The following is a 14,727-nucleotide window of genomic DNA, read 5'->3' on the forward strand; positions in this document are numbered from 1 at the left end:
GTACCTGGAAGCGCACCAAAGGCCCGGGAACACCGGGCCTTAGTCTTGGGCCGTTTAAACCCACCGGGTTCCGGTGGGTTTAAACGGCATTTCAGAATATACACAAAAACGGGTGGTACGGGAAGGAAACCCGGGGCTTGATCTAGAAGTCCACCAGTATCAGTTTGCCGGGAGGTGACCGGGACGTGGCCGGAATGAAACCCCACCGGAGGCCGGTGGAAATAGTGTACCGGAGCGGATATGTGCTCCAAACCCTGGGTGTCTTGGCTCTTTTTTTGGCCTACGATTCCGCCCGCCTGGATTCCATCCTGTCCGTCGCGGGCTACTTCCTGATCGCCGCCGGCGTGCTCATCTCCGGTTGGCTTCTGCAAGTTTACATGCGGGAAGTCCGGATCATTGTGCTCGTGGCAGCGGTAGCCGGCATAGCGCTGCAGATCACCGGGGTCGTGACCGGTGCCACCCACCTGGTCCCACTGGGCCTGGGCTTTGTCTTCGTTGGTTCGTGCGGGCTCGTCGGCAAAGAGGCCTACTGCTTCCGCTTCAAGGAAGGCTGGTGGCTGATGCCGGTGCTGGCGGTCCTGACCCTGGCGCTATACATCCAGCACACCGTCGGTCACCCGACACTGGCCGTCCAGATCGTGTCCGCCATCGCCCTGGCCCTCTTTGCATCTTTCACCATCCGCAAATTCAAGATGCCTTATTATGGTGGATGTGGCAGCGAAAAAGAATGAAGTGCATATAGTGGTAATACCAACCACACAAACGCGGGGCTCTAAAATAACCCCGAAGGCCGGTGAAATGCCGGCCTTTCTCTTTCCGGCGGACACCCAAGGTCGTGGAACCGGGCCGTTCAAATAGTGATATACTAAACCAGGATAGGCTTTTTGGGAGTGGGTCACGCTGCACCAGCGCCAGGAGGCTGTTAACCGGCGAAAAATCAACGCCGCGCGACTTTCGGTAGCCTCCAACACCGTACTGATGTTGGGAAAGCTGGCCGCCGGTTTTTTTATGGGCTCGGTCAGCGTCATCTCCGACGGCGTCCACTCCGGCATTGACCTCCTGGCGGCGTTGATCGCGTTGACCGCCGTGCGGCAATCCGCGAAACCGGCCGACGAACGCCATCGCTTCGGGCACGGAAAATTCGAAAACCTGGCCAGCATCGCCGAAGCCGGGCTCATCGCCCTCGCCGCCGGCGCCATCATCTTCAACGCTGTACCCCGGCTGTTCTCCCCCACTCCCGTCGGCGCCCTCGGCCTGGGCGCCGGGGTGGTGCTGACCGCCATCGTGGTTAATTCCATTCTTTCCCAGTACCTGTTCCAAGTGGCCCGGGAAACCGATTCACCGGCCCTGGAAGCCGACGCCTGGCACCTGCGGTCGGACGTGTACACCTCGGTGGCCGTCTTGGTGGGTCTGGGACTGATTCACGTGACCGGGCAACTGATCATCGACCCGCTGATCGGCATCCTGGTGTCCCTCTTGATCCTGCGGGCCGCCTACCGGTTGATCCGCGACGCCTTGAGGAGCGTTTTGGACGTCCGCCTGCCCGAAGAGGACGAGGCGGCTATCCTGGCCGTCCTGGAAAGACACCGGGCCGGCTACGTCGAGTTTCACCAACTGCGCACCCGGAAGGCGGGCCCGGAGCGGCACATCGACCTGCACCTGGTGACCCCCGCCCACGGTTCGGTGGCTGAAGCCCACGCGTTGTGCGACCGCATCGAAAAGGAGATCGAGGCGCTGTTCCCGAACCGGGTGCACGTTCTGATCCACATTGAACCCTGTGACGACCGGTGTGCAGGGTGCCCCAAACCGGTCAAGTCCGACTGTCCGAATGAATAGCGTAACCTTGAGATAGAGCTCAAAAAACCACGGCAGCACAACAAGGTCTCCGTAAACCCTCCCGTAGAACTCAATCAACCCATCCAGGCGCCTCCCGGGGCATCGGCACTTTTCGCCCTATGGTCGTTTTTCGGGGTTGAACGGTCATGTACCCAAAGTCATCCCTGATATTCAACCACAGATTTGCCGAACGCCCCCTGATACTTCCCGCTGGAAACCAAAAAACCGCCTTTTGCCGCCGTTCTCTTCTTTTGTACATCACGTGGATATACAATGTGAGCACCAAGAATGAAAGATGGTGATTTGGATGTCAGCGCCTTGTGCATCCTCCTGATGGCGGGGATCGCCGTCCTGGGCGGCATCGTGCTCAAGATGGTAGGGGGCTGGGAGGCCTTCTCCAGCGGCTTGCGGGCCCTGTCGGCGAGCAAACCCCAGTTCTTCGAGGTTCCCGGCCTGTTCCAGAAGATCGTGCCGGGCGGGCCCTGGACGGCCCTGATGATCCTGACCTACTTGTTCGCCCTGATGGGCATCCAGTCCTCCCCGGCTTTTTCGATGTGGGCTTTCTCCAACCGGGATCCCAGGCCCTTTCCCTGGCAGCAGGCAATCGCCTCTTCTCTGATCGTCTGGCCCCGCCTCACCCGGCAGGGAGTGGTGGCCGGTCTGATCGTGGGCCTGCTGGCGGTCAGCGTCACCTACCTGTTTCCGGAATACCGGTACCCGCTGACCATCCACAGCGCCGGCTGGGGAATATTCCTCAACTTGCTGGTTGCCGTCCTGGTCAGCCTGTACGGTCCCCAGCCCACGGCCGAGGAAAAGGCCAAACGGGACGACTTTCACCGGATCCTCCGGGAGACCTGCGGCCTTACTCCCCACAAGAAGAAGTGGCTCGGGATCACGTGGGTTTTCACCATTTTCTGGTTCGTCATGGCCATCGGCCCCGGCACCCTGCTGGGCAGCAACCTGGACGTCTGGATCGCCGGTGTTCCCCTGCTCTGGATCTGGCAAATCGTCTGGTGGCTGATCGGGGTCGGGATGATGGTCTGGCTCTGCTTCTACATGGAAATGTCCACGATGCCCCGCAACCTGGAAAAGGTTCTGGTTACTGAAGAGCGGAAGTCCCTCTCCATTTATCCGGGTATCGAATACGCGCCATCTACGTCCCCCAAGGCCTGATTGGTCTTCGGGGACAGGCGGTCTATCAATTAATGGTATCGGTTTGGCGTTCGCCCGGGGACCCGTTTAGGGGTCCCCGGGCCCCAAATCCGAGAGGAGATGAGGTTTGTTTTGGAGGTTGCAATCGGGGTCCTGCGCTCGATTACTCCTTTCTCGTCCCTCAGTGAAGCGGTACTGGAAGAGTTGGCGCCCCAAACGTACCTTAAGGCTTTTCCCAAGGGCACCTACGTGTTCCGTCAAGGCACGCCCACCCTCCACGCCCTCTTCATCGTTGTGGAGGGTCTGGCCGAGGTTACGGTAACCAACAGCCGGGGCAAGGAAAGCGTGGTCAGCTTTCGTCACCCACATGATTTCTTTGGGGAAACGGTCGTGCTTACCGACGAGGAATACCCGGGATCGGTACGCGCCAGGAAAGACTTGACCTGCCTGGTGATGCCCCGCGAAGTCTTCGAACGCCTGATGTACCACCATCCGGAGGTGTCGCGTTTCTTCAGCCGGGTGCTCCTAAGCCGGATGCGGTCGCTGTACCAGGAGATCGTCGCGGACCAGGCTCCGGACTTCGTGCGCGCCGAATCGGCACTGTTCCGCCGGCGGGCGGCCGAGATCATGTCCACGCCGGTGGTTACCTGCCGCCGCAGCGAGCCGGTGCATCACGTGGCACAAATAATGGTGGAAAAAAACATCGGTTCGGTGGTGGTGGTGGACCAGACCGGTCATCCCGTCGGCCTGGTCACCGAGCGGGACCTGGTGGCGCGGCTGGCCGATCCGGCGCAGGGATGGCCGGCGCACCTCACGGCGGAGGCGGTAATGCAGCGTAAGCTGGTCCAGGTGCCGGCCGGCGCCTACCTCTACGAGGTTCTGGTCCAGGTCATCAAGCACGGATGCAAACACCTGACCGTAACCGAGAACGAATTCCTGGTTGGAATCATCAGCGTGGCCGACCTGGCCCGCGCGCGGAGCACCGGGACGCTCTGGTTCGCGCACCGCATCGAGACTCAGCCGACCCTGGAAGGGCTCCGCGAAACCAGCCACGAAGTGGACGGTTTTCTCCACGCGCTCATCCGGGAAAAAACGCCGGTCCGCGATATCCTGGCCATCGTTTCGGAATTGCATGACGCCTTCACCCGCCGGGTCATCCAGCTCTGTGAGGCGGAAGTTGAACAAACGCACGGGCCGAAGCCGTCCGACTACTGCTGGATCGCGATGGGCAGCGCCGGTCGCCGGGAACAGACCATCAGGACGGATCAGGACAACGCCATCATTTACGCCGACCCGGAAGAGGACACCGGGACCGCGGCGGCGGAATACTTCCTGCACCTAGGGACCATGATTTCCAAAGCGCTCACCGAATGTGGCTTCCGGGAGTGCCGTTTCGGCGTAATGCCGTCTAACCGGGAATGGTGCCGGTCACTGGGCGAGTGGCGGGAACATCTGGTTCAGCTGCTAATGCGTGCCGAACCTGAGGATATTCGCAAACTGACGATCCTGCTGGATTTCCGCCCGGTCTACGGGGATTTTGACCTGGCCCGGAGTCTCTGGCAAACCGCCTTCACGACTTTTGAACAGCTTCCCAGTGCGGTGCTGGACCTGGCGGCCGACAGCAAAACGCAGATGCGGGTGCCGCTTAACCTGTTCGGCGCCTTCATCACCGAAAAGTCCGGTCCCCACAAAAACCAGATCAACCTGAAGTCCGCCGCCTGCACCCACATCGTAAATACGGTTCGCGTTTTCGCCCTGAAACACCGGATCAGCGCCACACCCACCCTGGAGCGGTTGCGCCTGCTGGTGGAGGGCGAAGTGATCCCACCGGACGACGCCGAGTTCATCGAAGCCGCCTACGAGGCCCTGCTGATGTTCCGGATCCGGGAAAACCTGAAGAAGCTGGACCGGGGTGAGGAACCGGACAATTACGTCAACCCACACACGTTGAGCAAGAGGGAACAGGAGATCTTGAGGGACGCCCTGTCGGTGATCACCAGGCTTCAGAACCTGATCGTCAGCCGGTTTGGAGAATCCTTGCGCCTCTACCCCACATAGAGGGGCCGGAGGGATAGCACCGGATGAGCGGGAACTGGCTCTCCAAGTTCAAAAACGGCATGGGCAACCTGACGGAAGGTCTCCGGCCCGGCCCTTCGCCGCCTCCGGAAGTGCTCCGGATCAAGGAACGGCTCGCGCGGGCGGCCAAGCCGCTCGACCCCGACATGCCCCTGTCGAAGCTTCGTTTCGTGGTGCTGGACACCGAGACCACCGGCTTTGAACCGGCCGGCGGCGACGAGGTCATCGCCCTGGGGGCGGTGGTGGTGAAAAACGGGCGGCCCCGTCCCGAACAGGTCTTTCACCGCCTGGTGAATCCGGGGCGGTCCATCCCGCCCCTGGTGACCGCGCTCACCGGCATTTCCGACGAGGCGGTGGCCGGGGAAGACGACCTGGTGGCCGTGTTGCCGTGCTTCCTGGAGTTTTTGGGAAACGACTGCCTGGCCGGCCACCACCTCGGTTTTGATCTCGAGTTCTTAAACCTCAGGCTCCGGGAATTCTCGGGAGCGGCAATCCGCAATCCGGCGCTCGATACCGCGGTTATCGCCCGGGCACTCTACCCCGCGTTGAAGTACTTCAGCCTCGACGCCATGCTGTCCTTCCACGGAATCGAGCCCGCCGGGCGGCACACCGCGCTCGGAGACGCTTGGCTCACCGCCCGCCTGCTGGCGCTGCAACTGGAACTCCTCGAGATGATGCGGATAACAAAAGTGGCCGGTCTGTTGCGCCTTCTGGAGACGCAGGACGCCGGGTTCGTACCTGGTTTCTGAGAGACCAAGGCAAAAAACCGCGCTATTGCGCCATTGCTGCCGCGACGCAGGGATGAAATGGAAAGCCCGTCCAATTTGACCCTGGGCAAGGGAGTTTGGCTTTGTGGCGCGGGGCATAAACATGTTATAATCCACAATGATCAATTGAAGTAAAAGGAGCGTGGTACACCTCCATGGACGACCCCCTGTCATTAGGGTTCGTAAATACTCCCGCGCTTGCCCTGCTGTCGGCTTTCATCCTGGTGGTACTCGTCGTTCTGCACTCTGCTTTCCTTCCTGAACGCACCGGGCTGCATCACTTCACTGCTTGTCATGTTCGGCGAACCGGTGCCGGAATCACTGTCTGTCGAGCGGGTGGAGAGCATCGCGCTGGCCTTGACGCTCCCCAAGAGGAAAGCATAGCCTATCAGCGGGAGGGACAAATGTGGAACAACTGCTTCCTCAAATCGGGCTGATACTCTTACTTATTTTGCTCAACGCGGTGTTTGCCTCCGCGGAAATCGCCCTGGTCTCCGTCCGCCGTTCGCGCATTGACGTCCTCGCCAAAAAGGGGGACCGCCGCGCCGCTGCCGTGGCTCGACTCCTCAAAGGGGATCCGGGCCGCTACTTGGCGGCTATCCAGATCGGCGTAACCCTGGCCGGGTTTCTGGCCAGCGCCACCGCCGCCGTCACCCTGGCCGTGCCGCTGCAGAACATCTTTCAAAACGTACCCGTAGCCGCAGTCAACACTAATGCGCAGGGAATCGCCGTGGTAATCACCACCACGCTGATCGCGTTAATCACCCTCATCTACGGCGAGTTGGTCCCTAAACGGGTGGCGTTGCAGGCAACTGAACGTGTCGCCCTCCTTCTGGGCCGACCCATTCACTTGTTCTCGCGCGCAACACGCCCGGTAATCCTTCTGCTGACCGCAGCCACCAACTACTCGCTGCGCCTGTTCGGATTAAAGCCCGGTGTTAACGAAGACCAGGTGACCGAAGACGAACTCAAACAAATCATTGTAAACCAAAGCACCCTGGACCGGGAAGAGCAACGGCTTCTTTGGGACGTCTTCGACTTCGGAGACGCGGTGGCTTATGATGTAATGGTCCCGCGCACCGACGTGGTAGGGGTCGAAACCAGCACTTCTGTGGCGGACACCCTTCGTCTGATGTCGGAAACAGGCCATTCCCGCATTCCGGTCTATGGGCAGAACCTTGACGACATCAAAGGTATTGCCGGGATCAAGGACCTGGTCCCTTATCTCTTGCGCGGGGAGGAGCAGGCGCCGGTAGAGAAGGTGGTTCGCCCGGCCTACGTTGTCCCGAATACTGTTCCGATCAGGCAGTTGCTCCGTGACCTACAGAAGCGCGGGGTGTCAATGGCCGTGATCGTAGATGAATTCGGCGGGACTGACGGTGTTGTCACCGTGGAGACTCTGCTCGAAGAGCTTGTAGGAGAAATCCGCGACGAGTACGACCGGGAGGACCAAGAAATCTTATCTTCAGAAGACGGGCAAGCGATCGTCAAGGGTTCGGCTGGAGTGGATGAGGTCAACCGCCAACTAAAACTGGCGATCCCAGAGAGCGAGGAATACCATACGATCGCCGGTTTCATCCTCGATCAGCTCAACAAGGTGCCAAAAGCCGGGGACCGTGTGACTTTAGACGGTACCGTACTTGAGGTCGCAAAAATGAAGGCGAACCGCATCTTGATGGTTTCGATCAAAAAAGAAGATTGATAACCCGAAAGAACCGTTTTTGTTGACAAACTCGTAACGACCGCCGGGAAAGCACAAAAGCCTGGCCCTAGGAGCGGGCCTCCTCATCATCCAGAGGTTGGGCGCGGAACAGGAGGTCATCCCGGATGAGCACCCGGAACCGCTGCCCCGGCTTCAGTTCCCCGGTCAGGAGCCCGGCGTACAGTTGGGCGTTCTGGTAAGTGTTCTTGGTCCCGTCCTCGAACATCACCACCACGTTCTGGCCCTTGCGGGTGGTCACCAGGGTGACCACCGCCGCCGTAACCGGGTGACTTAAGACCTTGAGAGTGACGAAAATCCCGGGCAGCACGATGAGGGCGGACAGAAAGCCGATGATGAAGTAGATCCGGGGCAAATCGGGGCTCAAGATCCCGGCGACGGCAATCGCCAGGGCCAGGATCAGGGGAACGAACAGGGTCACGGGCCAACCTACGCGCCGCATGAATTTCATCGTGTAACTATGATTCCTCCCGCGTTCCTAAAGGTAGATTTCGGCTTCCGCGTCGACATCCGGGTTAGAGACAAGGTCCAGCGGGATCCGGTCCAGCCAGTCCTCGCCGTATTCCAACTCCAATTGCCGCACCCGGCTCAAGCCGTGCTCGGTGATCATGCGCTGGCCCCCTTCCCCGGACCGCATGCTGGGCTTGGCGCCGGTGAAATATCCGGCCGCGCCCTTGGGGTGCTTGCCGTATTTACGGCAGAACCAGCTCAGCTCCAGGGGGGTCACGGTGCCGCCGGCCCGCACCACCTCGGCCAGGGGCGCCACGGCGCGGATGGTTTGAACCAGGATCTCCTTGCCCCCTTCGGCGGCGTACAGGTTGCGCAACTGGACCTTGACCGCCTTCAGGTCCTGCTCGATGAGCGAAAGCTGGTCGGCCAAGTGCTTTAAAGTCTCCGGCGAAACGCTTACCTTCACGATCCAGGGGCTCCTCTCCGGGTGCTGCCACTATTCTAGCATGTCCGGTGCCCGGCGGAAAACCGGCAAAACAGACATGCCGGGCATACAAGAAAAACCCCGCCTTTGGAGAGACGGGGTTTTTCAAAGAGGCTCAAAGTCATGAGCCTACATCATGTCCATGCCGCCCATACCGCCCATACCGCCCATGCCGCCCATGCCGCCCTTCTTGTCCTTGTCCACCTTCTCGGCCACCAGGGTCTCGGTGGTCAGGATCATCGCCGCGATGCTGGCGGCGTTCTGCAGGGCGATGCGGGTCACCTTCGCCGGGTCCACGATACCGGCCCCGATCATATCGGTGTATTGCTCGCTGAGGGCGTCGAAACCAACGCCCGCCGGGCTTTCCTTCACTTTTTCGACCACGATGGAACCCTCTACCCCGGCGTTGTTGGCGATCTGCCGCAGCGGGGCCTCAAGGGCGCGCTTGATGATGTCGACACCGGTCCGCTCGTCGGGAAGCTCGGGCTCCAGCCCGTTCAGGACGGGAATCACGTTCACGTACACGGTGCCGCCCCCGGGGACGATGCCCTCCTCCACGGCCGCGCGGGTCGCGTTCAGGGCGTCCTCGATGCGGAGCTTTTTCTCCTTCATCTCGGTCTCGGTCGCCGCGCCCACGTTGATGACCGCCACGCCGCCGGCCAGTTTCGCCAGCCGCTCCTGGAGCTTCTCCCGGTCGAAGTCTGAGGTGGTGTCCTCGATCTGCTTTTTGATCTGGGCCAGCCGCTTGGTGATCGCGTCCGCGTCGCCCTGGCCGTCCACGACGATGGTCTCGTCCTTCTTCACCCGGACCTGGCGGGCCTTGCCCAGGAGGTCCAGGCCGGCCTTGTCGAGCTTCAAGCCCACCTCTTCGCTGACCACCCGGCCGCCGGTGAGGATGGCGATGTCCTCGAGCATCGCCTTGCGGCGGTCGCCGAACCCCGGCGCCTTGACGGCCACGACGTTTAAGGTGCCCCGCAGCTTGTTGACCACCAGGGTGGCCAGCGCTTCGCCTTCCACGTCCTCGGCGATAATCAAGAGCGCCTTCCCGGCCTGGAGCACCTTCTCCAGGATGGGCAAAATATCGGCCACGGCTGAGATTTTCTTGTCGGTGATCAGAATGTACGGATCGGCAAGGGTGGCTTCCATCTTGTCGGGGTCGGTGATCATGTACGGGGAAATGTAACCCCGGTCGAAGTTCATGCCGTCCACGACTTCCAGTGAGGTGCCCATACCCTTGGACTCCTCGACGGTGATCACGCCGTCCTTGCCGACCTTCTCCATCGCGTCGGCGATCAGGTTGCCGATGGTGGTGTCGTTCGCCGAAATGGACGCCACCTGGGTGATGGCCTCCTTGCTCTCCACCGGCTTGGCCCGGCTCTTGATCTCCTCCACGGTCCGTTCCACGGCCTTCTCAATGCCCCGCTTCAGGATCATCGGGTTCGCACCGGCCGTCACGTTCTTCAGCCCGGCCCGCACGATGGCCTGGGCGAGCACCGCGGCGGTGGTGGTCCCGTCACCGGCGATGTCGTTGGTCTTGGTGGCCACTTCTTTGACCAACTGGGCCCCCATGTTTTCGAACGGATTCTCCAGTTCGATCTCCCGGGCGATGGTCACGCCGTCGTTGACGATCATCGGCGAACCGAATTTCTTTTCCAGGACCACGTTGCGGCCTTTCGGCCCGAGCGTCACCCGCACCGCGTCGGCCAGGGCGTTAACGCCCCGTTCCATCGCGGTCCGCGCGTCTTCACGGTAGACTATGTCCTTAGCAGCCATTTTCGGCTATACCCCCTTACAAACCTTAATAATCTGGTCGAACCCGAAAGGTCTTATTCCAACACCCCGAGCACGTCGTTCTCCCTGAGAATCAGGTACTCCTCACCGTCGATCTTGACTTCGTTGCCGGCATACTTGGAGTAAAGCACCTGGTCGCCGACCTTGAGGTCGATGGCCACGCGCTGCCCGTTATCGAGCAGCCGTCCGGGCCCCACAGCCACCACCTCGCCCTTTTGCGGCTTTTCCTTGGCCGTGTCCGGCAGCACAATACCCCCCTTGGTCACCTCTTCCAGCGGCAGAGGCTTAATCACTACCCTTTCACCCAACGGCCTGATCACTGGATACCCCTCCTTTAACTGTGACTGTAATTTGTGTTTCCTTCTGTTAGCACTCATCTGAAATGAGTGCTAACACCCTTACCGGTATTATGATAAAGAAACCCAACAAATAAACGCAAACCCGCAAAATTAAGGAAATATGACCTGGCCTGGCCAATGAGGCCGATGTACGGCCATTAACTTTGCCGATCTACGATTTGCTTGAAATCCAAATTGTAGGGCCCTTCTCGATTAAGTATTTTTTCCGCTTGAAGAAATTTTATACAAAAACGGACCGTGTTGCGGTCCGTTTTGTGTAGGGGAGGTGGCCTTTGCCGGGAGGCTAGAAGCAGCCCAGTTCGCAGTTTATAACCTTGATCTTAAGCAGGTCCGCCGCCCGACCGATCACCTGCGGCGGCACGCCCAGATCGCGGGCCAACTTCCGGGCCAGCGTGCAGCTGATCGACCCCTCAGGCGCGGCTGATCGCACCGTCTCCAACACCTCGGGTCCGGGTTCCTCGAAACGGTACTCTTTTCTCATTGTGCGCCATCCCTTCCGCCGTTTTTGTTGTCACTAAAGCAATTACGTTTATAATAAGGAAAACACCTGGGCGAGTTCAAGGGGGGAGTAATTTTGAGCCGCGTCCCGATGACGTTGACCAACCTGCGCCCCATGCACCGTTTCAGCAGCCTGGAAAATGTCCACGGCTGGGACGAGATCGTGACCGAAGAGGAATTCGCAATCCACATCGACGGTCATGAATTCACCCGGCTCCTCTGCCTGCCGGCCGACCTGGAGTATTTGGCCGCAGGCCACCTGGCGCTGGCCGGACGCCTGACCGATCCCGGCGCAGTCGACCGGATCGAAGTGGATTTTTCGGAACGGGTTGTCCGGGTCTACACACGGGCCGGCGACAAGCCGGCACCCGCAGCGCAAACAGGGCGCCTCGAAATGACGCCGGAGCAGGTCCGGGAATTCACCAAGCACCTGCCGGCCATGTCGGCCCTTTTTCAGCGCACCGGCGGGGTCCACTCCGGCGGGCTGGTCGGGGAAGGAAACCTGCTGTTCACAATGGAGGACACCGGCCGGCACAACGTGATGGACAAAATCTACGGCCGGTCGTTTCTGGAGGGTATTCCGCTCGGCGATAAGGCCCTCCTGTTCAGCGGGCGCAGCACGGCGGAAGTCCTGATGAAGCTGGAGCGGATGGGCATCCCGATGATCATCGCTCGCGGGGCGCCGACCACCATGGCGATCGACCTGGCGGAGCGGGCGGGCATTACCCTGGCCGCTTACGCCCGGCCCGACCGGTTCAGCGTGTTCACCCATCCGGGGCGGATCATCGGCCCGCTCGCAGATCCAGAACCCGGCCCTCGGTGACCACGTAGTCCACCGCCTCGTCGTGCGGGTCGGGGTAAACCGTCGGACAGATCTGAAAGTCATAGGCCAGGCCGATCCGGACCGCCCGGTGCCCCACCCGGCGCAGGAACCGGTCGTAAAAACCGCCGCCGAACCCTAGGCGGTAGCCCTGATGGTCGAAGGCCACTCCCGGCACCAGGATGCAGTCCAGAACCGCGTCGACTATTTCCTCGAAGTACCGCGGTTCGGGAACGCCGAACGCCCCCGGTTCGAGGCCTTCCGGGTAGGTAGTGATCCGGGCCGGGATCAGGCGCCGCCGCGCCCGGTCGGTGACCGGCACGGCCACCGTTTTCCCGGCGTCAAGCGCGGCGCGGATCAACGTCCCGGTCCCCACCTCGTTGCGCACGTCTACGTAGGCCAGCAGGCAACGCGCTTGCCGGAAGGCGGGCAGCTCCCGCACCCTGCGGGCGATCACCGCCCCGGCGTCAGCCGCCGCCGCTGGATCCAGGAGGCTGCGGGCCTTGAGCATCGCGGCCCGCAGTTCTTGTTTGCCGCACACGTCATTCACAGCCCAGACCAAGCCCGGCCAGGGCGTTTAAAGTCAGGGGGGACGAATCCCCGTGCAGGTAGCGGTAGTAACCGGCGCAGGCGACCATGGCCGCGTTGTCGGTGCAGAATACGGGCGGCGGCACGGTGACGCCGAAACCCTCTGCCGCCGCCCGCCGCTCCAACTCCCGGGCCAGCACGCGGTTGGCGGCCACCCCGCCGGCCAGCAGGATGCGGGCCGGGCGGTGGACTCGCGCCGCGGCCAGTACCTTGTCCACCAGCACGCCCACCACCGCCTCCTGAAAACCGGCCGCCACGTCGGCCTCGGCCACTTTCCGGCCCTCGCGCCGCGCCCGGTCCAGGTAGTTGATCACCGCCGTTTTCAGGCCGCTGAAGCTGAAGTCCAGGGTGCCCTCCTCCAGGTAGGCGCGGGGAAAAGGCACCGCCTCCGGGTCCCCCTCCCGGGCCAGCTTTTCGATGAGCGGGCCGCCCGGATAACCCAGTTCCAGGACCCGGGCCACCTTGTCGAAGGCCTCGCCCGCGGCGTCATCACGGGTACGACCCAGAAGACGGTACTCGCCGAGCCGCGTGATGAGCACAAGATCGGTGTGCCCGCCGGATACGATCAGGCAGAGCAGGGGAAAGGGCAGGTCGGGTGCTACCAGAAAGTTCGCGTAAATGTGGGCCTCCAGGTGGTTGATGCCGAACAGGGGGATGTCCAGTGCATAGGCGATGGTCTTGGCCGCCATCAACCCCACCAAAAGCGACCCGGCCAGACCCGGGCCGTAGGTGACCGCGACCCCGTCGAGATCCCGGAAAGAGACATCGGCTTCCTCCAGCGCCTGCCGGATGACGGGGTTTATGCTCTCCAGGTGGCGGCGGGAGGCCACCTCGGGGACGACACCGCCGAACTTGCCGTGCAGGTCAAACTGCGAAGCGATGGTGTTGGAACGGACCAGATGACCGTTCTCCACCACCGCCGCCGCAGTCTCGTCGCAGGAGGTTTCCACGCCCAGCAAGATCACGCTCATGGGTTTAGTTTACCAAACCGGGAACCCCTTTACAATTAAACAATTAAGATAAAAAGACCGTTTGTCTGTCGCGGCCGCTCCCCGAAACGGTTTTCGGTACTTATCTGCCCGTCCCCGGGCGTCCCCAGCTTCGAGCGCTACTTGTCGCCCTTGGCCTTCATTTCCCTTCTCTCAACATCGTGCCTGGCCATGCGAGCGAACAGGGAGGCCAGAGTCTGCCTTTCATTTTCGGATTATGTCTTTCCAGGCGGGCCATCCCGATTCGATTTTTACCGACTTCTCCTCCGGTTTAAAGTCTCTTCCTAGTTTTGCGTCGCCGGGGATCCTTTATGCGATATGGAACCGTTTTTTGCCCTTTTACGCGTTGAACAAAATTTTTTACTAGTAAGTTGCTTTTTACTGTTAACTGGGGTATACTGATACTGCCTCTAAAGGTTTCAACCTTGTGGTGGATCACCGAAAAGCTATCTCTTCCCGGGGGGAGCTCGTCAGGTGGACCCAGGTGGACTTTGGAGAGACTCAATAATCTGAGGGGAGATACTTTTCGTGTTCCAGGACAAGACACTGCAGTGCAGAGACTGTGGGGCTGACTTCGTGTTCACCGTCGGTGAGCAAGAGTTCTACGCCGACAAGGGTTTCGAGAATCTGCCGGCCCGGTGCCCGGAGTGCCGTGCGGCCAGAAGGCAGAACCGCAGAGGTTTCGGCGGGCAGCCTCGGCAAATGTACCCGGCGGTCTGTGCAAGCTGCGGGGTGGAAACCGAGGTTCCTTTCGAGCCGACCGGTGTGAAGCCCGTTTATTGCAGGGATTGCTTCCAGGCCAACCGTCAGTACGGCAGCCGGTAAGCATTATCCGACAGAAAAAAATGACATTTTGACTCGACTGACCGGCGCCAATGGTACCGGTCTTTATTTTTTAAATTTTTAAGCCCCCGCGCGTAGGCGGGGGCTCCGGCATGGAAGAGGCGGCGAACTATCATTAGTATGCCCCCTCCCAGAAATTTATCCGCCGGGCCAGAACCAATACCGCGCCGTCCCGGCGGTGCACCCGTCCCGTCACCTCCACCGGCTCGGAAGCGGTGAACAAAATCCAGCCGCTTTCCGACTTTAAAGTCGCTTTAAACCACTTTGCGGCCTGAAACGAGTTGTTACATCCATTGTCGAAACGGCAAGATCTAAACGTAAATAGCAGTAAGAACGCGTGCCACCGCTAAAAAA

The 14,727-nt window shown here is 60.7% G+C and carries 16 protein-coding genes; 8 read left to right on the plus strand and 8 right to left on the minus strand.

Annotated elements, in window-relative coordinates:
* Positions 1–194: 194 nt before the first annotated feature.
* The 5 genes from DAUD_RS10140 (at position 195) to DAUD_RS10160 (ending at position 5,813) form a co-directional block, all read left to right on the plus strand.
* A complete protein-coding gene (locus tag DAUD_RS10140; RefSeq protein ID WP_012303065.1) occupies positions 195–731 on the plus strand; it encodes a DUF2301 domain-containing membrane protein in 537 nt (178 codons plus the stop codon).
* 205 nt (positions 732–936) lie between these two features.
* Positions 937–1,836 carry a cation diffusion facilitator family transporter gene (locus tag DAUD_RS10145; protein WP_242647927.1) on the plus strand — a complete coding sequence of 300 codons (900 nt, stop codon included), beginning with the start codon at positions 937–939 and terminating at the stop codon, positions 1,834–1,836.
* Positions 1,837–2,124: 288 nt separating this feature from the next.
* Entirely contained in the window at positions 2,125–3,009 is an 885-nt protein-coding gene (locus DAUD_RS10150) for a hypothetical protein (protein WP_012303067.1), read from the plus strand.
* Positions 3,010–3,120: 111 nt separating this feature from the next.
* Positions 3,121–5,046, plus strand: a complete 1,926-nt coding sequence (locus DAUD_RS10155) for a DUF294 nucleotidyltransferase-like domain-containing protein (protein WP_012303068.1) — start codon at positions 3,121–3,123, stop codon at positions 5,044–5,046.
* A gap of 23 nt (positions 5,047–5,069) precedes the next feature.
* Positions 5,070–5,813, plus strand: a complete 744-nt coding sequence (locus tag DAUD_RS10160; protein ID WP_012303069.1) for a 3'-5' exonuclease — start codon at positions 5,070–5,072, stop codon at positions 5,811–5,813.
* 191 nt (positions 5,814–6,004) lie between these two features.
* Here DAUD_RS10160 and DAUD_RS10165 read toward each other — a convergent pair whose 3' ends face one another.
* Complete coding sequence (locus DAUD_RS10165) at positions 6,005–6,235, minus strand: hypothetical protein (RefSeq protein WP_041570951.1); 231 nt, start codon at positions 6,233–6,235, stop codon at positions 6,005–6,007.
* 2 nt (positions 6,236–6,237) lie between these two features.
* Between DAUD_RS10165 and DAUD_RS10170 the strand changes: the two genes are divergently transcribed.
* Positions 6,238–7,533 carry a hemolysin family protein gene (locus tag DAUD_RS10170; protein WP_012303070.1) on the plus strand — a complete coding sequence of 432 codons (1,296 nt, stop codon included), beginning with the start codon at positions 6,238–6,240 and terminating at the stop codon, positions 7,531–7,533.
* A gap of 67 nt (positions 7,534–7,600) precedes the next feature.
* Here DAUD_RS10170 and DAUD_RS10175 read toward each other — a convergent pair whose 3' ends face one another.
* From DAUD_RS10175 to DAUD_RS10195, 5 genes are all read right to left on the minus strand, one after another.
* A complete protein-coding gene (locus DAUD_RS10175; RefSeq protein WP_012303071.1) occupies positions 7,601–8,002 on the minus strand; it encodes a hypothetical protein in 402 nt (133 codons plus the stop codon).
* Positions 8,003–8,029: 27 nt separating this feature from the next.
* Complete coding sequence (locus tag DAUD_RS10180) at positions 8,030–8,467, minus strand: hypothetical protein (protein ID WP_012303072.1); 438 nt, start codon at positions 8,465–8,467, stop codon at positions 8,030–8,032.
* A gap of 147 nt (positions 8,468–8,614) precedes the next feature.
* Complete coding sequence (groL, locus tag DAUD_RS10185) at positions 8,615–10,258, minus strand: chaperonin GroEL (protein ID WP_012303073.1); 1,644 nt, start codon at positions 10,256–10,258, stop codon at positions 8,615–8,617.
* Between the two features lie 53 nt (positions 10,259–10,311).
* Positions 10,312–10,596 (minus strand): co-chaperone GroES, encoded by a 285-nt coding sequence (gene groES / locus DAUD_RS10190; RefSeq protein WP_012303074.1) that lies wholly within the window; start codon positions 10,594–10,596, stop codon positions 10,312–10,314.
* A gap of 322 nt (positions 10,597–10,918) precedes the next feature.
* Positions 10,919–11,116, minus strand: coding sequence for a hypothetical protein (locus DAUD_RS10195; protein WP_012303075.1), 198 nt, complete (start codon positions 11,114–11,116; stop codon positions 10,919–10,921).
* Between the two features lie 93 nt (positions 11,117–11,209).
* On the opposite strand from DAUD_RS10195, the gene DAUD_RS11725 reads away from it, so the two are divergent.
* Positions 11,210–11,956: a formate dehydrogenase accessory sulfurtransferase FdhD gene (locus tag DAUD_RS11725; protein ID WP_012303076.1), complete on the plus strand. Its 747-nt coding sequence runs from the start codon at positions 11,210–11,212 to the stop codon at positions 11,954–11,956.
* Here the strand turns inward: DAUD_RS11725 and DAUD_RS10205 are convergent.
* Together DAUD_RS10205 and tsaD are read right to left on the minus strand one after the other, a co-directional pair.
* Positions 11,916–12,503: a 5-formyltetrahydrofolate cyclo-ligase gene (locus tag DAUD_RS10205; RefSeq protein WP_242647848.1), complete on the minus strand. Its 588-nt coding sequence runs from the start codon at positions 12,501–12,503 to the stop codon at positions 11,916–11,918. The two genes, DAUD_RS11725 and DAUD_RS10205, sit on opposite strands and share 41 nt — an antisense overlap.
* Positions 12,496–13,512, minus strand: a complete 1,017-nt coding sequence (gene tsaD, locus DAUD_RS10210; RefSeq protein ID WP_012303078.1) for a tRNA (adenosine(37)-N6)-threonylcarbamoyltransferase complex transferase subunit TsaD — start codon at positions 13,510–13,512, stop codon at positions 12,496–12,498. Before tsaD ends, DAUD_RS10205 begins: the two co-directional genes overlap by 8 nt.
* A 546-nt stretch (positions 13,513–14,058) precedes the next feature.
* Here tsaD and DAUD_RS10215 point away from each other — a divergent pair.
* Positions 14,059–14,355, plus strand: coding sequence for a zinc-ribbon domain containing protein (locus DAUD_RS10215; RefSeq protein ID WP_012303079.1), 297 nt, complete (start codon positions 14,059–14,061; stop codon positions 14,353–14,355).
* Positions 14,356–14,727: the final 372 nt, after the last annotated feature.

Origin of the sequence: Candidatus Desulforudis audaxviator MP104C, assembly GCF_000018425.1 — a bacterium.
Classification (GTDB): Bacteria; Bacillota; Desulfotomaculia; order Desulfotomaculales; family Desulforudaceae; genus Desulforudis; species Desulforudis audaxviator.

Bases quoted from the DNA above. Each gene is read 5' to 3' on its own strand.
- DAUD_RS10140 (WP_012303065.1), top strand. From the start codon at position 195: ATGAAACCCCACCGGAGGCCGGTGGAAATAGTGTACCGGAGCGGATAT.
- DAUD_RS10150 (WP_012303067.1), top strand. From the start codon at position 2,125: ATGAAAGATGGTGATTTGGATGTCAGCGCCTTGTGCATCCTCCTGATG.
- DAUD_RS10160 (WP_012303069.1), top strand. From the start codon at position 5,070: ATGAGCGGGAACTGGCTCTCCAAGTTCAAAAACGGCATGGGCAACCTG.
- DAUD_RS10175 (WP_012303071.1), bottom strand. From the start codon at position 8,002: ATGAAATTCATGCGGCGCGTAGGTTGGCCCGTGACCCTGTTCGTTCCC.
- groL (WP_012303073.1), bottom strand. From the start codon at position 10,258: ATGGCTGCTAAGGACATAGTCTACCGTGAAGACGCGCGGACCGCGATG.
- DAUD_RS10195 (WP_012303075.1), bottom strand. From the start codon at position 11,116: ATGAGAAAAGAGTACCGTTTCGAGGAACCCGGACCCGAGGTGTTGGAG.
- tsaD (WP_012303078.1), bottom strand. From the start codon at position 13,512: ATGAGCGTGATCTTGCTGGGCGTGGAAACCTCCTGCGACGAGACTGCG.